This window comes from Paenibacillus chartarius, assembly GCF_042432825.1.
In the GTDB taxonomy this organism is placed as follows: Bacteria; Bacillota; Bacilli; order Paenibacillales; family NBRC-103111; genus Gordoniibacillus; species Gordoniibacillus chartarius.
In genome coordinates this window covers 142,686-163,307 of sequence record NZ_JBHLWN010000105.1, presented here as the reverse complement: position 1 = coordinate 163,307, position 20,622 = coordinate 142,686, and the positions used below count along the sequence as shown (strand labels likewise).

General features: G+C 56.5%; 21 protein-coding genes. 20 read left to right on the top strand and 1 reads right to left on the bottom strand.

Annotated elements, in window-relative coordinates; translation table 11 throughout:
- Window positions 1–82: 82 nt before the first annotated feature.
- The 4 genes from ACFFK0_RS26445 to ACFFK0_RS26430 all read left to right on the top strand — a co-directional run bounded on the left by ACFFK0_RS26445 (window position 83) and on the right by ACFFK0_RS26430 (window position 4,488).
- Window positions 83–373 carry an HPr family phosphocarrier protein gene (locus ACFFK0_RS26445; RefSeq protein ID WP_377473609.1) on the top strand — a complete coding sequence of 97 codons (291 nt, stop codon included), beginning with the start codon at window positions 83–85 and terminating at the stop codon, window positions 371–373.
- Between the two features lie 122 nt (window positions 374–495).
- Window positions 496–2,544 (top strand): molybdopterin-containing oxidoreductase family protein, encoded by a 2,049-nt coding sequence (locus ACFFK0_RS26440; protein WP_377473607.1) that lies wholly within the window; start codon window positions 496–498, stop codon window positions 2,542–2,544.
- Window positions 2,545–2,689: 145 nt separating this feature from the next.
- Window positions 2,690–3,271, top strand: a complete 582-nt coding sequence (locus ACFFK0_RS26435) for a TetR/AcrR family transcriptional regulator (RefSeq protein ID WP_377473605.1) — start codon at window positions 2,690–2,692, stop codon at window positions 3,269–3,271.
- A 176-nt stretch (window positions 3,272–3,447) separates the two neighbouring features.
- Window positions 3,448–4,488, top strand: a complete 1,041-nt coding sequence (locus ACFFK0_RS26430; protein ID WP_377473603.1) for an NADH:flavin oxidoreductase — start codon at window positions 3,448–3,450, stop codon at window positions 4,486–4,488.
- 132 nt (window positions 4,489–4,620) lie between these two features.
- Here the strand turns inward: ACFFK0_RS26430 and ACFFK0_RS26425 are convergent, their stop codons facing one another.
- Window positions 4,621–5,829 carry an MFS transporter gene (locus tag ACFFK0_RS26425; protein ID WP_377473601.1) on the bottom strand — a complete coding sequence of 403 codons (1,209 nt, stop codon included), beginning with the start codon at window positions 5,827–5,829 and terminating at the stop codon, window positions 4,621–4,623.
- A gap of 282 nt (window positions 5,830–6,111) precedes the next feature.
- On the opposite strand from ACFFK0_RS26425, the gene ACFFK0_RS26420 reads away from it, so the two are divergent.
- The 16 genes from ACFFK0_RS26420 (at window position 6,112) to ACFFK0_RS26345 (ending at window position 20,603) form a co-directional block, all read left to right on the top strand.
- The gene (locus ACFFK0_RS26420; RefSeq protein WP_377473599.1) at window positions 6,112–7,437 is read left to right on the top strand and encodes an LLM class flavin-dependent oxidoreductase; all 1,326 of its coding nucleotides are present in this window, start codon (window positions 6,112–6,114) and stop codon (window positions 7,435–7,437) included.
- A 13-nt stretch (window positions 7,438–7,450) separates the two neighbouring features.
- A complete protein-coding gene (locus tag ACFFK0_RS26415; protein WP_377473597.1) occupies window positions 7,451–7,987 on the top strand; it encodes a GNAT family N-acetyltransferase in 537 nt (178 codons plus the stop codon).
- Between the two features lie 45 nt (window positions 7,988–8,032).
- Window positions 8,033–8,920 (top strand): transporter substrate-binding domain-containing protein, encoded by an 888-nt coding sequence (locus ACFFK0_RS26410; protein ID WP_377473596.1) that lies wholly within the window; start codon window positions 8,033–8,035, stop codon window positions 8,918–8,920.
- A gap of 32 nt (window positions 8,921–8,952) precedes the next feature.
- Window positions 8,953–9,654, top strand: coding sequence for an amino acid ABC transporter permease (locus ACFFK0_RS26405; RefSeq protein WP_377473595.1), 702 nt, complete (start codon window positions 8,953–8,955; stop codon window positions 9,652–9,654).
- 15 nt (window positions 9,655–9,669) lie between these two features.
- The gene (locus ACFFK0_RS26400; RefSeq protein WP_377473593.1) at window positions 9,670–10,386 is read left to right on the top strand and encodes an amino acid ABC transporter permease; all 717 of its coding nucleotides are present in this window, start codon (window positions 9,670–9,672) and stop codon (window positions 10,384–10,386) included.
- Window positions 10,387–10,418: 32 nt separating this feature from the next.
- Entirely contained in the window at window positions 10,419–11,438 is a 1,020-nt protein-coding gene (namA, locus tag ACFFK0_RS26395) for an NADPH dehydrogenase NamA (protein ID WP_377473619.1), read from the top strand.
- 2 nt (window positions 11,439–11,440) lie between these two features.
- Window positions 11,441–12,193 (top strand): amino acid ABC transporter ATP-binding protein, encoded by a 753-nt coding sequence (locus ACFFK0_RS26390; RefSeq protein ID WP_377473591.1) that lies wholly within the window; start codon window positions 11,441–11,443, stop codon window positions 12,191–12,193.
- 27 nt (window positions 12,194–12,220) lie between these two features.
- Window positions 12,221–12,694 (top strand): DinB family protein, encoded by a 474-nt coding sequence (locus tag ACFFK0_RS26385; protein WP_377473589.1) that lies wholly within the window; start codon window positions 12,221–12,223, stop codon window positions 12,692–12,694.
- A gap of 38 nt (window positions 12,695–12,732) precedes the next feature.
- The gene (locus ACFFK0_RS26380; RefSeq protein ID WP_377473587.1) at window positions 12,733–14,061 is read left to right on the top strand and encodes an LLM class flavin-dependent oxidoreductase; all 1,329 of its coding nucleotides are present in this window, start codon (window positions 12,733–12,735) and stop codon (window positions 14,059–14,061) included.
- Complete coding sequence (locus ACFFK0_RS26375; protein WP_377473585.1) at window positions 14,058–14,597, top strand: GNAT family N-acetyltransferase; 540 nt, start codon at window positions 14,058–14,060, stop codon at window positions 14,595–14,597. Before ACFFK0_RS26380 ends, ACFFK0_RS26375 begins: the two co-directional genes overlap by 4 nt.
- Window positions 14,598–14,641: 44 nt before the next feature.
- Entirely contained in the window at window positions 14,642–15,256 is a 615-nt protein-coding gene (locus ACFFK0_RS26370) for a thioredoxin family protein (protein WP_377473583.1), read from the top strand.
- A complete protein-coding gene (locus ACFFK0_RS26365) occupies window positions 15,253–15,801 on the top strand; it encodes an OsmC family protein (protein ID WP_377473581.1) in 549 nt (182 codons plus the stop codon). The genes ACFFK0_RS26370 and ACFFK0_RS26365 overlap by 4 nt, the downstream gene beginning before the upstream one ends.
- Window positions 15,798–16,868, top strand: a complete 1,071-nt coding sequence (locus tag ACFFK0_RS26360) for an LLM class flavin-dependent oxidoreductase (protein WP_377473579.1) — start codon at window positions 15,798–15,800, stop codon at window positions 16,866–16,868. Before ACFFK0_RS26365 ends, ACFFK0_RS26360 begins: the two co-directional genes overlap by 4 nt.
- Window positions 16,869–17,098: 230 nt before the next feature.
- Window positions 17,099–18,754, top strand: a complete 1,656-nt coding sequence (locus ACFFK0_RS26355) for an ABC transporter substrate-binding protein (RefSeq protein WP_377473577.1) — start codon at window positions 17,099–17,101, stop codon at window positions 18,752–18,754.
- 12 nt (window positions 18,755–18,766) lie between these two features.
- Complete coding sequence (locus ACFFK0_RS26350) at window positions 18,767–19,708, top strand: ABC transporter permease (protein WP_377473575.1); 942 nt, start codon at window positions 18,767–18,769, stop codon at window positions 19,706–19,708.
- Window position 19,709: 1 nt separating this feature from the next.
- The gene (locus ACFFK0_RS26345) at window positions 19,710–20,603 is read left to right on the top strand and encodes an ABC transporter permease (protein ID WP_377473573.1); all 894 of its coding nucleotides are present in this window, start codon (window positions 19,710–19,712) and stop codon (window positions 20,601–20,603) included.
- Window positions 20,604–20,622: the final 19 nt, after the last annotated feature.

Here is a 20,622-nt window from a genome sequence, read left to right as displayed (position 1 = left end):
TCTGGGGTGGTCAGGGAAAACCCTTGTCCCACCTGACTCGGCGAACGCCGAGAGTCTATATTTCAATAAGGAGGGATTTCCCATGAGCGTTTCGCGCCGGATTCAACTGCCTCCGAACTTCACGTTGAAGCAAACGTTGGATTTCGTAGAGGCCGCCAACAGGTTCAAAAGTAACGTCAGCTTTCACTCTAACGGTTATTTGCTGAATTGTAAGGGTGTGCTGGGCATGGTCTCGTTCTGCTTGCAGTTCCAAAGCAGAGGAGAGCTTCAATTGATCATCGACGGTCCCGACGAGGAAGAGGCGAACGCTGCATTGGAGTCCTTGCTCCATAAGGCGCCGGTATCGCCCGGACTGCTCAGGAAGGCGCTATGAACGGAAATGGCCGGCGTATGGGCGAACGATACCGCTCATACGCTTTTTTTGTTGCTTTAACGGGGGCATTCAATATGATAAGCTTTACATACTGTAGATCGAGATAGAGGAGAGTTTGCACCATGCCTAACTATACAGAATCCTTGAACGGCGTATTTTCGTCGGTATGCTCCCTGGACTGTCCGGATCAATGCGCACTGCTGGTACATAAAGAGAACGGCCGGATCGTGAAAATCGAAGGGGACCCGTCACATCCGGTAACGCAGGGGAAAATCTGCAACAAAGTGCGTCATATGGCGGATCGCATTTATGACCCCGCCCGTCTTCAATATCCGCTGCGAAGAACGGGACCGAAGGGCAGCGGACAATTCGAGCGAATCGGCTGGGAGGAAGCGATCGGCGAAATTGCCGAGCGGTGGAAGAAGCTGATCGAAACGGACGGGCCCGAAAGTATACTGCCCTACAGCTTCTACGGCAATATGGGGCGGATCGGGACGGAAGGAATGGACCGCAGGTTCTTTAACCGGCTGGGCGCAACCCGTTTGCAGTATGCGATATGCGAGGCGGCCGGCACGGTCGGCTATGCCTATACGATGGGCGGCAGCTTCGGCACGGACCCGGAAGCTACCGTCGACGCGAAGCTGCACATCATGTGGGGCGTCAATGCGGTGAGCACGAATATGCACCAGGTGATGCTTTCGGAACAAGCGAGAAGCAACGGTGCGCAGATCGTCTGCATCGACGTGCACCGGAACCGTACGGCCCGCTGGGCGGACTGGTTCATTCCGCTGAAGCCCGGTACGGACGCGGCGCTGGCGCTCGGCATTATGTACGTTTTGTTTGATGAGGGTCTCACGGACGATGCGTTCCTGCGTGAATACACAGTCGGCCACGAGCAGCTAAGGGAGCACGTCAAGCCGTACGACCCGGAGCGGGCATCTGCGATTACCGGCGTGCCCGCAGACGACATCGTCAAGCTGGCGCGCTTGTACGGCGGTACGACGCCATCGTTTATCCGGATCGGCAACGGCCCGCAGCATCACGATAACGGCGGCATGTTCGTACGGACGGTCGCCTGCCTGCCTGCGCTGACAGGGCAGTGGAAGCATCCGGGAGGCGGCGCGATTAAGGGGAACGGCGCTTACCTCGATTTCAACATGTCCGCTCTGCAGAGACCGGACTTGCGCCGAGGCGGCGCGCGCAGCGTGAACATGAATCAGCTGGGTATGGCGCTGCATGAGCTGAATCCGCCGATTCGTTCGCTGTACGTATACAATTCCAACCCTGCAGTGGTGGCGCCGAACGCGGGCAAGGTAAGGGAGGGGCTGGCGCGCGAAGACTTGTTTACGGTCGTTCACGATTTGTTCCTGACGGAGACAGCCCGGTATGCGGATATTGTACTTCCGGCGACTTCGTCGTTTGAGAATACCGATATATACCGATCTTATTGGCACCATTACATTCAGCTTCAGCAGCCGGTCATCGAGCCGTACGGCGAAAGCAAGTCGAATGTGGACGTATTCCGGCTGCTTGCGGCGGCGATGGGCTTTACGGACACGGCGCTGCAGGACTCGGAGGAGGACATGATTCGTCAAGCTCTGAATCATCCCCGCAATCCGAATTTGTCGGGTATTACGCTGGAGCGGCTGGAGCGGGAGAAGTTCGTGAAGGCGAGCAGACCGCAGCTTGTGACGGACATCCTGCGCACGCCTAGCGGTAAAATCGAGCTGTATTCGGCGGCCATGGAAAGGGACGGCTATCCGCCGCTTCCTACGTATATCCCGCTCCCGGACGAAGACGAAGCGCTGCCGTTCCGGTTCATTCCGGCTCCGAATCATCATTTCCTGAACTCGACGTTTGCGCATAACGAAAAGCATGTTTCTTTGGAAAAAGAACAGAAGCTGCATATGAATGAGGACGATGCGGCGGAGCTCGGCATTGCCGACGGCGAGGTCGTATGGGTACGCAACGGGCGGGGCGCGTGCAAGCTGCCTGTGGCCGTAGGGCGGGATGTGCTGCGGGGCGTTGTCGTCAGCCAAGGGCTCTGGGCGGACGTATCCGGCACCGGCAACCTGGTGAACGCTCTAACGCCGGACCGGTTGGCGGATATGGGGGGCGGCGCCGTATTTTTCTCCGGAAAAGTGGCCGTTGAGAAGGTCGGTAACGCATAGTTGAGACGATAAGATCGCCCCGAACCTTTCGGACGAAAGGGCTCGGGGCGTTTTGCTGCGTTCATGCGGAAGGGCTGCCGGAATAAGTGATGGAGTCTTGGCGAACGTTTTTGACTCGGCAGTCAATAACTGCTATCATGAACGTATGAGCAGACCAAGAGAATTTGATATCGATCGTGCATTGCACCAGTCCATGGAACTATTTTGGACGAAAGGCTTTAAGTCCACTTCGTTTGAAGATTTGACCCGTACGACACAGGTCAAGAAGCAAAGCTTGTACTGCGTATTTGAAGACAAGCGGGCTCTATTCTTAAAGGCGCTGGCGCTGTATCGCGTACAAACTATTGCGGTGCTGGAAGAGCTGTCCTCGCAGGAAGTGTCGCCTTTAATCAAGCTGGAGGCCATCCGCGACGTTACGCTATGCCGAAGTAACGAAACACACGGCAGAGGATGTCTTATGGTCAATTCCTCTTTGGAATTTGGAACCGGCGACGAGGAAGTGACCCGTGAAATCGAGATGATGTTTACCGAAGTAGGGCAAATACTCGAGAAGGTCATTCGCAGCGGTCAGGAGCAGCAGCTGATCACGACCCGCCATACCAGCCAAGAGCTTGCCGAATATTTGAGGAACGCGCTGCTCGGCGCGAAAATTATGGAGAAGTCGGGTGCTCCCCGGGAGCGGATCGATGCGGTTCTGCGAACGACATTTGCGCTGCTCGCTCCTTGATCTTTTTTTTTGCGAAGTTTTTGACTGCGCGGTCAAGTATGTCCTTTGCGGTAAAACCGTCATCACTAAAGTGATTCCAAGGAGGTGATCCGCCGAACGTTCTCCAGAAGCTATGTAAGGCAAACTGTTAATATCTGGTTCATCAATTATCATGTATTTGGGAGGTTATTATCGTTATGACTTATGCTCAATCGGTTCAGTCCTTGTTCAAACCGTTCACATTCGGGAAAATAACGTTATCGAGTCGGATCGTGATGGCACCGATGACCCGGCAGTTTTCTCCAGACGGGGTGCCGGGTTCGGATGTGGCCGACTATTACCGCCGCAGGGCTGAGAATGGGGTTGGCCTTATCGTAACGGAAGGTACGGTCGTCCAGCATCCGGACGCGTCCAATCAAGGTAACGTACCGCACCTTTACGGTGAGGCGGCACTCGGCGGCTGGGCCAACGTAGTGACTGCAGTTCACGAGGCAGGCGGTCGTATCATACCGCAGATTTGGCATATGGGAGCACGAGGGCATGTTGGCGATTATTCGGAATCGGATATTGCCTCGATCGTCCAATCGTTCGCGCAATCAGCCCTTGAAGCGAAACGGCTGGGCTTCGACGGCATTGAGCTGCATGGAGCGCATGGATATTTGATCGACCAATTCTTTTGGGAGAAAACGAATCCGCGTACCGACAGCTATGGCGGTGACATGGTTGCGCGCACGCGCTTCGCAGTGGAGATCATCGAGGCATGCCGCCGTGCCGTCGGGCCGGAATTCCCCATCGTACTGCGCTTCTCGCAATGGAAGGCGACAGACTACACGGCCAAATTGGCTGAATCTCCTGCCGAGCTGGAGAAATTCTTGGCGCCTTTAGTCGATGCGGGCGTCGATATGTTCCACTGCTCAACTCGCCGTTTCTGGGAGCCTGAGTTCGAGGGTTCCGATCTGAATCTTGCCGGATGGACCAAGAAGCTGACCGGGAAACCGACGATTACAGTAGGATCGGTTGGTTTGGATGGCGATTTCACGAGTCTCTTTACCGAAGGCAAAGGTGCCAATCATGCAAAGATCGACGGGTTAATCGAGAGGCTTGAACGTGAAGAATTTGATCTCGTAGCTGTAGGAAGGGCATTATTGGTTGACCCTGCTTGGGCAAGTAAAATCCGCGACGGTCGTACGGCTGAATTGATCCCCTTTACCTCCGAGGCCGTTAAAACACTTTATTAAGTAAACATTTGCATATAAATATCGTGATGGCGAAAGAGCGCTGCAAACGAGAAACAGTCTATAACGTAACGTTATTAGACTGTTTTTTCGGTTTTTCTGTTTTATTTTGATATACGTATCGGGAACGAAATTTCAATGGAGCTGGAGCGGCAGTTCCTTGGTTCTCCTTCCCGTCATACGGACATTCCAAGCGGAGAGCAGCAGCGTAACCCCCGTAAGCACAAATACGAACGGAATCCCGATCCATCCTCCCAGCAAACCGCCAAGCAGCGGCCCTGCAACGATACCGAACTGGCTGCAGGTCTGGCTGAGACTTACGGCACGGCCGCGGAACTCGGTGTTGGCGTACTTGACGATCAGCGCATTCATGGCAGGAAACACGGCGGCGAAGAACAAGCCGTAGCCGAAGCGAAGCAGACCGAAGCCGACGATGTTGTGAAAGGCGAGCTGCAGCAAATTGCCCAATGCGCCGCCGAGCAGTCCGACGAACAGCGTCTTCTCATAACCGATCCGCCCCCCGAGTTTGCCCCAGAACGGTCCCATTAGTACGGTTGCGACGCCGACCGCCGAGAACACGATGCCCGAGCTGAGCGCGGCGCTGCCGGCTCCAATGCCGAGCTGTACGACGTAAAGAGTCAGCAGCGGCTCCAGAATCGTTACGGATGTGGAGACGATGAAGATGAGCGCGAAAATCCGCAGCAGCCTTGCGTCGCCGGCAGCATGCCGGATATCGTCCCATACGCGGGAGCGTCCCCCTTGCGCAGGCCTATGGATTTCTCTCACGCCGAACATAACCATTGCGGCGGAGGCGATCGTGATGATCCCCGATGCGATGAAGCATTCTCGTAAGCCGACCCAGTGGATCAGCAAGCCTCCGGCAAAAGGGCCGAGGATACCGCCGGCCGCCGTGGCCGTCGAGATGACGCCGAGCGCGTAGCCGACATGCTTCTCCGGCGTATTGGCGCCGATGAAGGCGACGGATACGGGGCTGAACCCCGCCATCAGCCCTTGAAAGATTCGTATTGCAATGAATGAAATCGGATCGTAGACCCAATAATTTGCAAGATGAGCAAGCCCCAAGCCGATGCCGGATCGAATCAGCATCGGCTTCTTGCCGTACTTGTCGGCAATGGAGCCCCAGAACGGCGCGCATAGACCGCTAATCAGAAAGCTAAGCGAAATGGATATGCCTGCCCACACTTCCAAACCGTGCCGTATCCCGAGATCGGTTTCCAGAAAAATCGGAAAGAACGGCACGGACAGCGTATAGGCGACATGATTGAGAAACAGTCCGATCCATAAGACGAATAAGTTTCGTTTCCAATCGGATGGATGACTCATTACGTCACCTGCTTTCCATAAAATGAACTATTCATATTGTATAAGTGGGTAATGAAAGTACATTAACATGAACGGTACTTGGCGGCTAATTGAAGTTTTTTATTTCGGTATAGAGTGTGTCTATCAAAGAGGGCCGTTCCGCCTCGGGAGCATCTATAGAACTTTCCTATACTTCGATAGAACAATGCGATATACAGTTTGGGCCTGCTTTAGTATAAAGTAAAGATGCCAGAAATAATTCCGATAATACCGATTGGTATTAAAGGACAAAGGAGAGGGGCCATGACGACACGAACGTTAAAATTGGGGGCTAACTTGAACGGAGTCGGCAATAGCGTCTCGTTCTGGAGACACCCGGACATTCCCGGAGACGCGAGCGTCGACATCGAGTTTTACAAGAAGCAGGCACGCATAGCGGAGGAAGGAAAATTCGACTTGCTGTTCATCGCGGACGGTTTGTATATCAATGAAAAGTCGAACCCGCATTTCCTGAACCGGTTTGAGCCGTTAACCTTGCTGTCCGCCCTGACGGGCGCAACATCCCATATCGGTCTGGTCGCGACGCTGTCCACCTCCTACAGCGAGCCTTTTACGGTAGCGAGGCAGTTCGCTTCGCTCGATCATCTCAGCCGGGGCAGGGCGGGGTGGAATGTTGTCACTTCGCCGCTGGAAGGCTCCGCGCTGAACTTCGGTAAGGGCGGGCATCCGCAACATGCGCTTCGTTACGAAATCGCCGAGGAGCATCTGGAGGTCGTCAAGGGACTATGGGATTCGTGGGAGGACGACGCGTTCGTGAGGGACAAAGCGAGCGGCGTATTTTTTGATCCGGCGAAGCTGCATACCTTGCACCATAAGGGTAAGCATTTCTCCGTGCAGGGGCCGCTGAACATCGCCCGTTCGAGGCAGGGGCATCCGGTGATCTTCCAGGCGGGGTCGTCCGAGCCGGGCAAAGAGCTTGCAGCCAAATCGGCCGATGCCGTCTATTCCGGTCACGAGACCTTCGAGGAAGCGCGTCAGTTCTATGCGGATGTGAAAGCGAGAGCGGCTGCTCACGGGCGAAGGCCCGAAGACATTCTGATCTTCCCCGGCATCGGACCGATTGTCGGCTCAACCGAAGAGGAAGCCGAGCGTAAGTACCTGGAAATCGCCGAACTGGTCGATATTCATCAAGCGTTGAACTACTTGGGCCGCTACTTCGACCATTTCGACTTTTCGCAGTTCCCTCTCGACGAGCCGTTCCCCGATATTGGCGACCTCGGCAGCAACAGCTTCCGCAGCACGACGGACAAGATCAAGCGGGAGGCCAGGGAGCAGGGGCTTACGCTGCGCGAAACCGCACAGCGGGCTTCAACGCCGCGCAGCCATTTCATCGGTACGCCGGAGCAGGTGGCCGATCAGATCCAAAAGTGGTTCGAGGGAGGAGCGGCGGACGGCTTTAATGTCCGCACCGTCGTACCGGACGGCTTGGCGGACTTTGTGGATCATGTCGTACCGATTTTGCAGCGGAGAGGATTGTTCCGAACCGAATACGAGAGCGATACGCTGCGGGGCAATCTCGGTCTGAAGGTGCCGCAGAACCGCTATACGCTGCAGCCCGAAAACGTGTAGAGGAGCGGTGTCGATGACGACGGCGATCGAATTGCAAATCCGGGATGCACGTAACGTGGAGCGGGAGGAGGCTATCGCGCTCACGATCGAAGCTTACCGCCAGTATGAGGACGGCTTCGGACAGCCGTTCTGGAGCCAGTACATCAGCAACATTCGCAATCAGTGGGAGCAGGGCAAGGACGCGCGGCGCATCGTTGCCGAGCATGACGGCAAGCTGCTTGGAGCCGTTCTGCTGTACCCCCCGCAGGAAGGTCTGTACGAGAAGCTCGCCGCGGTCATCCCCTATCCGGAGGTACGATTGCTCGGCGTACATCCGGGCTACAGAGGCAGCGGCATCGCCACTGCGCTGCTCCGGGACTGCGCGCAGCGTGCCTTGAATTCCGGCTATGACCGGCTCGGCTTACATACGTCGCAGCGAATGCCGGACGCCGTTCGGCTATATCGTAAGCTCGGCTTCGAAAGAGCCCCCGAATTCGATTTCCCGGCGGCCGACCAAATTACGCTTGTCGAAGCATACCGCTATTCGCTTCATAACGGAATTCCCTGGTAAAACCCTATCCATATCCATATCCAGCATTCAGGAGGAAGAGAAACCATGAAAAAGATAAACAAGACTTCGATTTCCGCAACCATAACCGCAGTATCCGTACTGCTTCTCGCCGCTTGCGGGACGAAGGATGAAACGAAGCCGGCGGCTTCCGGCGGCACCTCGAATGCAGGCTCCGGCAGTACGGCGCCGGCCGCCGCCCCTGCGGCGGCAGAACCGCAGAAAGCGAAAAAAATTATCGTCGGTACGAGCGGTACGTTCAAGAACGTCACCTTCTTGGACGACAAAGGCAATTTAACCGGCTACGATATCGAGCTGACGAAGGAAATCGACAAGCGGCTGCCGGAGTACGAGTTCGAATTCAAGACGATGGAATTCCCAAGCATTCTGCTCAGCCTGGAAGCGAGCAAAATCGACCTGGCCGTTAACCAGTACGAGGTGAATCCGGAGCGTCAGGCCAAATTCCTGTTCAATGACGAAGCCTACAATATTTGGCCGAGCAAGATCGTCGTTCATAAGGATAACAACACAGTCAAGTCGATCGAGGATTTGAAGGGCAAGAAGGTGATTACGTCTCCGGGCAGCAACGGCGCAGTGTGGCTGCAGGATTACAACAAATCGCACGGCAATCCGTTCGAGATCGTCTACTCCGGCAGCGGCGGCACGAACGACGTCGTCACCCAGCTGAAAACAGGCCGGGTCGACGCTACGATCAGTACGCCGTTCGCGGTTGCGAATCAAAACCGGGATGCGGACGCTCAGCAGAAAGTCGTCGGACCGGTGCTGTATACGTCCAAAATTTACTACGTGCTGCGCAAAGACGAAACCGAGCTGAAGGGTAAGATCGACCAAGCGATCCGCGATATCAAGAAGGACGGGACGCTCGCCAAGCTGAGCAAGCAGTGGCTGGGCGAGGATTTCACGGTTACCGAATAATGCTCGCCGGAGAAGGAAGGCATGGGTGATCCATGGGGAAGGCGTTTGATTTCTCACTCATCTGGGTGTATCTCCCGAAGCTTCTCGGATTTTTGCATGTCACCTTGTTTATCGTAGCGGCTTCCGTCATTCTCGGCATCATTCTCGGCCTGATCGCTGCGCTGCCTAGACTATATCGGATTCCAATTCTGAACCGGATTGTCGTCGTGTATATTTCGTTTACCCGGGGGACGCCGATTCTCATCCAATTGTTTCTCGTTTACTACGGCGTTCCGGAGCTGCTTAAGCTCGTCGATGTGGATGTAACCGACGTACAGCCGCTCATATTCGTGGTCATTACGTACGCGCTACATTTCGCCGCTTATTTTTCGGAAATCGTCAGAGCGGCGGTGAACGCGGTCGACCGCGGTCAAGCGGAGGCGGGCTATTCGGTCGGCATGAGCAGCGCAGACGTGCTGAGACGGATCGTATTGCCGCAAGCGGCCAAAGTGGCGTTCCCGAATGTCGCCAATTTGACGATCTCCACGCTGAAGGACACGTCGCTGGCCTACACGGTTGGCGTTATGGATGTCGTCGGCAGAGCGGAAATGCTCGGTACGTCTCATCACTATCTGGAAATCTGGATCGCTCTTTCCATTATTTATTATGGCATTGTGCTGATCCTCGAATACGGGTACCGGCTTGCCGAGATCCGGATGAACCGGTTTGAGAAGTCCGTCACTGCGGCCGATTGAAGATGAGGGAGATGGATGGACATGCAAATTGATTTCAGCTTTATGCTGGAAGCGTTCCTCGCCATGCTGGGGGCGCTTCCGCTCACGCTCGTCATCTCGATCGTGCCGCTGTTTACAGGCTTTATCGTCGGGATCGTCGTCGCTTTCGTGAGGATGTACAAGGTACCGTACGTGCACCGGCTGGCGCAGTTGTACGTGTCGTTCTTCCGGGGGACGCCGCTGCTGCTGCACATCATGCTCGTATATTTCGCGCTGCCGATGATCTTTGACGCATTAGCGGTTAAGTACGGCTGGAGCGTGCGCTCGAGCGTCATCCCGCTGATGATGTTTATTTTCGTAGCGTTTACGCTCAATATCGGGGCGTACATGTCGGAGACGATTCGTTCGGGGATATTGTCGGTCAGCAGGGGGCAGCTGGAGGCGGCGTATTCGGTCGGAATGACGACGCCGCAGGCGATGCGCCGAATCGTCCTGCCTCAAGCGATGATGGCGAGCCTGCCGAATTTGCTCAGCAAATTCGTCGGGCTGCTGCACGGCTCCTCGCTGGCGTTCACGATCTCGCTGCAGGAGATTAACGGCACGGCGCATATTGCGGCGATGCGGAATTGGAAATACCTTGAAGCCTTTATTGCGGCTGCGCTCATTTATTGGGTGCTGACGATCATTGCCGAGAACGTGTCGGGGTTGCTGGAAAGACGATTGCAAGTATACAACAAGGGGGGCGTGGCGTAAGCCGTGCTGACGTCCCGGCCGTATGGAGGGAGCTGAGAGCATTGCTGTTTACCCCTATTACCTTTAGGGAGCTGACGTTAAAAAACCGCATCGTGATGTCGCCGATGAATATGTATGCTTCGGACGAATCCGGGGCAGCGAATGATTGGCATAAGCTGCACTATGCTTCTAGAGCGGTTGGCCAGACAGGATTGATTATTGTGGAAGCGACTGCTGTCGCGCCGGAAGGAAGAGTCACCAAGCGGGATCTCGGGATATGGGAGGAAGGTCATATCGAAGCATTTCGTCAAGTGACGGAGGCGGTTCGCGCCCAAGGAGCCGCCATCGGCATCCAGCTTGCTCATGCAGGACGGAAGGCGAACGTGGATCTCCCTCTGGCTGCTCCGTCGGCGATTCCGTTCAGTGACGAATCGAAAGTGCCGGAGGCGCTGAGCGAGCCGGATATCCGGCGGCTGGCGGGCATTTACGGCGCTGCGGCGCGAAGAGCCAGACTGGCGGGCTTTGACGTGATCGAAATTCATGCCGCCCACGGCTATTTGATCCACGAGTTTCTGTCGCCGGTAAGTAACAAGCGGGAAGACGCCTACGGAGGTTCGCGGGACGGCCGATTCCGCTTTCTGGGCGAAGTCGTGGAGGCGATTCGTGCGGAATGGAGCGGCCCTCTCTTCGTGCGTATTTCCGCCAATGAATATCATCCGGAAGGCAATACGCTGGATGACTATACGTATTATGCGGCTAGACTTCGAGCTGCCGGCGTCGATCTTATCGATGTCAGCACGGGCGGACTCATCCCTTTCGTTCCCGAGGTGTATCCCGGCTATCAAGTTCCGTACGCCGACCACATCCGACGCGAAGCCGGAATACCGGCGGGAGCGGTCGGACTGATCACCGAGCCGGAGCAGGCGCAGCGGATTATGGAGGAGACGCACGTCGATTTGATCTTGATCGGCCGCGAGCTGCTGCGCGACCCGTATTGGCCGCGCAGAGCGGCACGGCGGCTTGGCGCCGAGCTGAAGGCGCCTGCATCGTATCAACGGGCTTGGGAGGTGTAGCGATGGTCATTTTATCGAATATTAGCAAATCGTTCGGACGCAATCAGGTGCTGAGAGGCATCGATCTGACGGTCCGAAAAGGCGAAGTCGTGGCGATTCTCGGTCCGAGCGGCTCCGGCAAGACGACGCTGCTCCGCTGCGTCAACTATTTGGAGAAGCCAAGCGACGGATCGATTACAATCGGCGATTATCACGTCGACTGCAAGCGGGCGGGAAAGAAGGACATACATCAGCTGCGGCAGCGGACGGCGATGGTGTTCCAGCAGTACAACTTGTTCCGGCATAAGACGGCGCTCGAGAACGTGATGGAGGGACTGGTCATCGTCAAGAAGCTGCCGAAGGAGGAGGCGCGCCGCCGCAGCGTCGAGCTGCTGGAGAAGGTGGGGCTCGGCGCCAAGCTGGACTCGTATCCGTCCCAGCTGTCCGGCGGCCAGCAGCAGCGTGTCGGCATCGCGCGGGCGCTGGCGCTGAACCCGGAAGTGATTTTGTTCGACGAGCCGACGTCGGCGCTCGACCCCGAGCTGGTCGGCGAGGTGCTGGCCGTCATCCGCAAAATTGCCAAGGAAGGCATCACGATGATCATCGTCACTCATGAAATGACGTTCGCCCAAGAAGTGGCGAGCCATGTCGTCTTTATGGACGGCGGCGCGATCGTTGAGGAAGGCAAGCCGACGGAACTGTTTTACAGGCCGAAGGAAGAGAGAACGAAGCAGTTCCTGAGCCGGATTCGGCCGGAACTGACGTATTCCATTTAAGAGGGCGAAGCCCAGGGAGGTCATCCGATGAGTCACGTGGAACTGGAAGCCTTTTTATTTACGCACCATCAATTGGCGCAGGCGATCGAGGGGCTGACGAAGGAGCAGCTGACATGGAAGCCGGCTCCGGAGTCTTGGAGCGTAACGGAGGTGCTGGCGCATTTGGCCGATCATAGTATCGTCGTCTCGTTCCGCATTCGCGATATATTAGCCGGATCGACGGCTCGGCTGCCGGCCTTTCATCAAGACGCGTGGGTCAGCGGGCAAAAATCGAACGAAGGAGAGGCGGCGGACATCTTGGCGGCGTTCGAGCAGCTGCTCCGTTACAACGCTTTGCTGCTGCAGCGTTTAAGCGAGCAGGATTGGGAGAAGTCCGGCGTAAACGCAAAGGGGGAGACGGTCACGATCGCTTCCATCGTGAAAGGGTTCGCCCGGCACGTCAACAACCATCTCGGTCAGATCGACCGTATTAAACAAGCGGCCGCGGCCGCTTCCGTATAAGAGGCAGGCGCAAAGAGCCGGCAGAGGAGGAGACGATCATGACTTTGAGAAAGCAACTGAAGCTGGGTGCGATGCTGCACGGTGTCGGCAGCAGTACGTCCGCCTGGCGGCATCCCGATGCGATTGCCGATGCCAGCGTCAACTTCGAGCTCTACAAACGATGGACACAGAAAGCGGAAGCGGGAAAGTTCGATCTCGTCTTCGTTGCCGACGGCTTGTATATTACGAAAGAATCGATTCCGCATTTCTTAAACCGGTTCGAGCCGATTACGATATTAAGCGCGCTGGCCGGCGTCAGCAAGCGGATCGGGCTCGTCGGCACGCTCTCCACTTCTTACAGCGAGCCGTTCACCGTCGCCCGGCAATTCGGCTCGCTCGATACGATCAGCGGCGGCCGGGCCGGCTGGAACATCGTGACGTCACCGCTGGAAGGCTCGGCGCTGAACTACGGCAAGAAGCAGCATCCGGATCACGATCTGCGCTACCGCATCGCCGACGAGTTCATTGAAGTCGTCCGCGGCTTGTGGGATTCCTGGGAGGACGATGCGTTCGTCCGCGACAAGGCGACGGGCGTCTTCTTCGATCCGGCCAAAATGCATACGCTGAACCATCAAGGGGAATTTTTCTCGGTGAAAGGCCCGCTGAATATCGCCCGGTCCCGGCAAGGGCATCCGGTCATTTTCCAGGCGGGAACGTCCGAAGTGGGCAGAGACTACGCGGGGAAGCACGCCGATGCTATCTTTACCGGGCAAGAAACGGTGGAGGAAGCGGTCGGCTATTACCGGGATGTGAAGAGGCGCGCGGCTTCGTTCGGACGGAATCCCGATCACGTCGTGATTTTACCGGGCATTAGCCCCATCATCGGCAGCACCGAGGAAGAAGCGGAACGCAAGTACCAGGAGATCGCCTCATTAGTGTCGGCAGAGGACGCACTGCGGTATTTGGGCCGGTACTTCGAGCATCATGACTTCTCGCAGTATGAGCTGGACGCCCCGTTCCCCGAGCTCGGCGATTTGGGCAAAAACAGCTTCCAGGGGACGACGGACCGCATCAAACAGAAAGCGAAGGCGCTTGGCCTCACGCTGCGGCAGACGGCGCTTCAAGTGGCGACACCGCGCAGCAGCTTCATCGGGACGCCCGAGCAAGTGGCCGACAACATTCAGCTTTGGTTCGAACGGGGCGGTGCGGACGGCTTCATGATCGGCTCCGGCGTACCGAACGGCTTGGAGCAGTTTATCGATCAAGTCGTTCCGATTTTGCAGGAGCGCGGCTTGTTCCGCACCGAGTACGAGAGCGATACGCTGCGCGGGAACTTGGGCCTGCCGGTCCCGAAGAACCGGTATTCGAAAGAGGCGGAGCTCGTATGACGGAAGTATACCGGCTGGCCACGCTGGAAGACGCACCGGCGCTTGTGCATGTCATTTACGAAGCCTACGTGACGATTCGCGAGCTGGAGCTGCAGTGGCCTGCGGCCCATGCGGATCTCCCGCTTGTTCAAGACAACATTGTGAACAATGAATGCTACGTACTGGAGCTGGATGGCACGATTACGGCGACGCTGACGCTGTCGAAGGAGCCCCTCGCCAGGTGGGGGGACTCCGGTCTTCCGTTCGTCAAGTGGTTCGCCGTCGACCCGAGATATCAAGGCAAAGGCATCGGTACGAAGCTGCTGACCTGGGTGGAAGAGCATGTGATTCGGAATCGGCTGGGTGCTCCGGCGGTCACGCTGGCGACGGCGGAGAAGCATCCGTGGCTGCTGGCCATGTACGAAAGAAAAGGCTACGAGCGGATTCAGTCTATCGACAGAGGCAACGGGGACGGCACAATGCATTTGCTCCGGAAAATTGTGAATCGCCCGCTGTTCGAAGCGATGTACGGCGCTCAATTCGCAAAGGAACGTTAAAAGAATGCTCAATGAGCATAACCTACAAATCGGGAGGTATTTCCATGGCTATTTCCAAAGAACGGCGCGACCAAGCGTTCCGCGATGCGGTGTCGGTGCAGACCTTTATCGACCAAGCACAGGTGAATCAAAATACGCTGAGACGCAATTATGAAGCCTATCAGCTGAACGCCGAGGATCGGGCGTACTTCGCGTCGCTGCCCGAGCCGGTCGACGTGCTCGTGCTGGCGCATGACTGGTGCGGCGACGTTGCCGCCAATCTGCCGCTGTTCGGCCGCATCGACGAGGAAACCGGCAAGCTAAATGTGCGTGTCATACCCCGCGACCCGGACAATGTAGACATCGCGGAGCAATACTTGCATGCCGACGGGAAGAGCCATATCCCGACGTACGTATTTTTCAACCGGCAGGGTGAAGAGCTCGGCGTGTTCATCGAACGGCCGGAACCGATTACGGTGCTGCTGAATGAATGGAAAGAGACGTTCTGGAACGAGCACCCGGAGCTGGATGGCCGCGGCAAGCCGATCAGTCAGCTGGGAGACTCGGTCAAGAAGCAGCTCCTGACCTATATCAAGGAGAACAGATCGGAAGTGCTGGAACTGGAAAAAACGGCGATCGTGCAAGAGTTGAAGCGGATTACCGGAGGAGTGACGGCATGACGACGCTGAATGAGTATTTGCTGCAAAAGCGCGAGGCGCTGTTCGAGCGCAGAGCGAAGGCCGCGTCCCAGCCGGAGACGGCCGGAACGACGCTGCGGGCGAAGGCGCGCGCACTGGGGCGCAGCGGGGTGCGGGAAATTCGCATTCGGGATTTCCAGGTGATTAGCGATAGTCCGCCCGATTTTGCCGGTTACAACTTGGGCCCCTCCTCGCCGGAGCTGCAGCTCGGCGTTCTCGGCAGCTGCCTTACGCATATTGCCTTGATTCAGGCGGCGGAGCGGAACGTGTCGCTGGAATCGCTGGAGGTCGAGGTGGAAGCGGATATGCACCCGCTGGCCGGACGGCCCGGTTACGAGCATATTCCGGTATATCCCCACAATATCCGCTACAAGCTGATCATCGAATCAAGCGAACCGGAGGGGACGCTTCGGGCGCTGCATACGGCGATTGAACAGGTGTGCCCCATCTTCAATTTGCTCAAGCATCCGCAGGACGTGCGCGGAGAGCTGATCGTAAATTCCGCTGCCGTTGGAGCCGGCTTATGAAATTCGCTTTGTTCAGTCTGGCGATGAACATCCCGAATGCGGTCACAGGCGAAACGTTAACGACGCAGCAAAAGTTCCAAAATATTCTCAAGCAAGCGAAGCTGGCGGAGGAGCTCGGCTTTGAAGCTTATGGTATCGGAGAGCGGCACGGCCCGCCGTTCCTCTCCTCGTCGCCTCCGGTACTGCTGACGGCCATCGCCGGAGCGACGTCCCGAATTCGTCTCTTGACAACCGTGACGGTGCTCAGCGTGCTCGATCCGGTGCGTGTGGCCGAAGATTACGCGACGCTGGACCATCTGTCGGGCGGACGGCTGGAGATGATCATCGGGAAAGGGAACGATCCCCGCCATTATCCGCTGTTCGGCATCAAGGAGGAGGAACAATGGGATTCGCTGGCGGAGCGGTATGCGCTGCTTAAACGGTTGTGGAACGAAGAGCAGGTCACGTGGGAGGGGAAGTACCGGCCGCCGCTGGAGCAGGCGACCGTGCTGCCAAGACCGCTGCAGCAGCCGATACCGGTATGGCACGGCAGCGCATCCAGTCCGCTGTCGACTGAGCTGGCGGCGAAAAACGGCGAGCCGATCTTTTCCTCGAATACGTTCCACCCGATGGCCAAATACAAGGCGTTGATCGACCATTACCGCGAACGGTGGGCCTATTACGGGCGGGATCCGAAGGATGCGGTTGTCGGAGCCGGAGCGGGAAGTCTCTATATCGCCGACACGCGCGAAGAAGCGATTCGGCGCTACCGGCCATATTATAACGCGTTTCATTCCACAGATTCCGCGAAGCATAATCAGTCGCCGTTCAAGAGCTTGGAGGACAATCTGGAGAACGGGCCGACCTTGGTCGGAAGCCCGGACAGCATTATCGAGAAGCTGCTCAGATATCATTCAGCCTACGGACACCAGGTATTGTCGATCAGTGTGGACGGCTTGACGGAAGCGGAGCAGCGGGAGCAGATCGAGCGCTTTGCGGCGGAGATCGCTCCGGTGCTGCGCCGGGAAATTCCGAGCACGGTGTGGGGGCGGGGGCCGGCAGAGAAAGCGCAGGCGGTTCGTTCGTAAGCAGGTGAATATGTGCAGATCATTCCATTCAGCTTTCTTTGTCAAGAAGAAGGCTGCTTTTTATTGGAGCGGAAAGGTGAAGGGGTATAGAAACCTTCTATAGATCCATAGAAATTGTCTTCATTTTCATGGATTGACGATTGGAGCGAACCGATGATACAGTAAGGAAAATAATTCAAACATATCCAATAGGAATTATCAGTATTATTGAACAGGGGAGAGTGAACCGGATGACACGATCCAAATGGATGGCAAGCATCGCACTAGTATTTGCCGTATCGACGCTGCTCGCAGCGTGCGGAGGAGCGCCGCAGCAGGCGGGCGCAGGCTCAGCTTCGCAAACGGGTACAACTACGGGGGCATCGTCGCAAGCCGAGCAAGGCGGCGAAATTACGTATGCGCTCGCCACTTCGCCGGATAGTCTCGATCCGCACCGCTCCGGCTTGGCCGTAGCTGTAAGGGCGTTCCGGACGATCTATGACAGTCTCGTCGTCCAGCTGCCGGACAATACGATCAAGCCGTGGCTCGCTACCGATTGGACGGTTTCGCCGGACGGCAAGAGCTATACGTTCAAGCTTCGGAAGGACGTCAAATTCCATGACGGTACTCCGTTCAATGCGGAGGCGGTGAAATACAGCTTCGACCGCATTATCGATCCGGCTACGAAAGCGGCAAATGCGACCGCGCTGCTCAGGCCATACAAGTCATCCGAAATTATTGACGACTACACGATTAAGCTGAATCTGGAGACGCCGTCCGTCGCCTTCCTCGGCAATTTGAGTCAAGCGATGCTCGGGATCGTGTCCCCGACGGCAGCCAAACAGTACGGCGATCAATTCGGTAAAAACCCGGTCGGCACCGGTCCCTTCAAATTTGTAAAATGGGTCGATAACTCGGAAATTCGGGTCGAGCGAAATCCGGACTACAGCTGGGGGCCGGAGCTCGTCGTTAACAAAGGCCAATCCTATCTGGATGCGATCACGTTCAAAATCATTCCGGAGGAAGCGACCCGAATCGGCAGCGTTCAAAGCGGGCAGGTCACTGCGGCCGAAACCGTGCCGCCGCAGAACGTCGTGTCGATCAAGAGCGACGCGAAGCTGCAGCTGCTTCAAGTGAATACGGGCGGACTGCCATACACGCTGTTCTTCAATCAAGGCCGGGCTCCCTGGAACGACGTGAAGGCACGTCAAGCGGTTCAGTACGCGGTGGACATCGATTCCATCGTCAAGACGCTGTATCTCGGTACGTACCAGCGCGCATGGTCACCGCTAGCACCGAATATGTTCGGCTACGACGCCTCGCTGGAAGGCTCGATCAAGCCTGATCTCGATAAGGCGAACCGTCTGCTTGACGAGCTTGGCTGGGTCAAGGGAGCCGACGGGATCCGCGAGAAAGACGGCAAGAAGCTGACGCTGCATTATGTCGACGGCTCGCCGAACCGCGAGAAGCGCAACGATATTGCGGCGATCATTCAGCAGCAGCTCAAGAAAGCCGGTATTGCCGTAGAGATTGAAATTACGAAGGACGTTCAAACCGTCGTGTATACGAATAGAGCGTACGATTTGTACGGCAACAGCCAAGTCAATTCGGACCCGGCCGCTCTCAATTCGTTCTATCATACGCCGGCTCCCGGCGCACGTCAGACGCTCTCCAACTTGTCGGATCCGGAGCTCGATCAGCTGCTTGAGCAAGGGGTTGTGGAGGCGGATCCGGCAAAAAGGAAAGAAATTTATAAGAAAGTACAGCGATATATTATCGATAACGCCGTCATTCTTCCGGTCTATATTTTCCCATACACGGTAGGTGCCGCCAAGAGCTTGAACGGACTGAAATTCGACGCGCTCGGTTACCCGCTCTTTAACGACGTGTGGGTCAGCAAAAAATAAGGGGGCGGGAAGATGGGCAAAGCGATTGCGTATCGGCTGGTCAGCTCATTGGGCGTCATTGTAGGCTCATCCATCCTCGTATTTTGTATTTTGTATGTGCTCCCGGGCGACGTCGTCATGAACATGATCGATCCGAGCTCGATGAGTCCGGAGGCGATCGCCAATTTGCGTCGCGAGCTGGGGGTCGACCGGCCGTTTCATGAGCAATTCACGAATTATTTCTTCAATGTACTTAGCGGGGATTTTGGCAAATCGCTCGTCAACTCCGAACCGGTGCTGCCGAAAATTATCGCCCATTTCCCGGCTACGCTGGCGCTTACTTCTGCGGCTTCCGCCGTTTCGGTTATCGTCGGCATTGTGCTCGGCGTCCTATCGGCGATCCACCGCAACAAGACGATTGATATCGCAGCCAGAATGGTCGGGTTGTTCGGCATATCCATGCCGACGTTCTGGTCGGGTATCCTGCTTATTCTTATTTTCTCCGTATCGCTCGGCTGGTTTCCGGCGATGGGGTCGGAAGGACTCGCTGCGCTTGCGCTGCCGGCGCTTACGCTTGGGCTGCTGGGAGCCGGGTTTATCGTCCGTATGGTACGCAACTCGATGCTGGAGGTGCTCGGCGAGCAGTATATCACAACGCTGCGGGCCAAAGGGCTGCTGGAGCGGACGGTGATGTATCGGCATGCGCTGCGAAACGCTCTGATCCCGGCCGTGACGATGATGGGGCTTCTCATCGGGGAAATGCTGGCCGGCACAGTCGTCATTGAGACGGTATTCTCGAGACAGGGCATCGGCAGAATTATTTCGGACGCCATCATGGCCAAGGATTTGCCGGTTGTGCAGGGAGTCGTCCTGTTCTCGGCCATCGTGTACGTCATTGTGAATGCACTTGTCGACATCTCTTACACGTATATCGATCCGCGAGTCAGACGCTTGCAGAGCATAGGAGGTCATTGAGATGAAAGGTGCCGTCACGGTTAAACCTGCTTGGCGCTTCAAGAACGCTGCCGCAGCGCGAAGCCCCGCCATTTCGCATCCGAACGTCTCCCGGCTGCTGTTGTACGTTGCAGCTTTCGTGATCTTATTTTTTATCGTGTGTGCGATTGCGCCGTCGCTGTTCGCCCGGTATTCGCCGACCGATATGCAAGCGGATCGTATCATGCAGCCGCCGGGCGGGCTGCACTGGCTCGGCACCGACTATTTCGGAAGGGACATCTTCAGCGTCATCGTCTACGGGGCTCGCGAATCGCTTTTTATCGGATTTGCTTCCGTTCTCATCGGGGGCCTTGCCGGCGGTGCGATCGGGGCGGTTTCCGGATATTTCGGAGGCCGCGTGGACAGTATGCTCATGAGGATCAACGACATTGTCATGACGATCCCCGGCGTGCTTCTGGCGCTTGCCGTTGCTGCCGCTTTAGGTCCGGGCTTGTGGAACATCGTGCTTGCGGTCGCATTATCGACAATTCCGAACTATGCAAGAATCATGCGAGGCCAAATTATCAGCTTGAAGGGCCGTTCGTTCATTATGGCTTCAAGGTCGCTGGGGGCCAAGGAGCTGTCGATCTTTATCCGCCACGTATTGCCGAACTCGTTATCGCCTCTGCTCGTCATGGCGGCGATCGGCGTAGGCACATCCATTCTCACCGGTTCGGGCCTAAGCTTTCTCGGTCTCGGCGTCATCAAGGAAATTCCCGATTGGGGAGCGCTGCTGTCCCAAGGACGGGGGTATTTGACGGTGGCCTGGTGGATATGCACGTTCCCCGGCCTGGCGATTACGCTGTTCGTCTTATCCGTCAACATCATTGGAGACGAGCTTCGCGATGCCCTCGATCCGAGAAAGAGCCGTAGGTAAAGGCAGGAGGTTTGCTGGA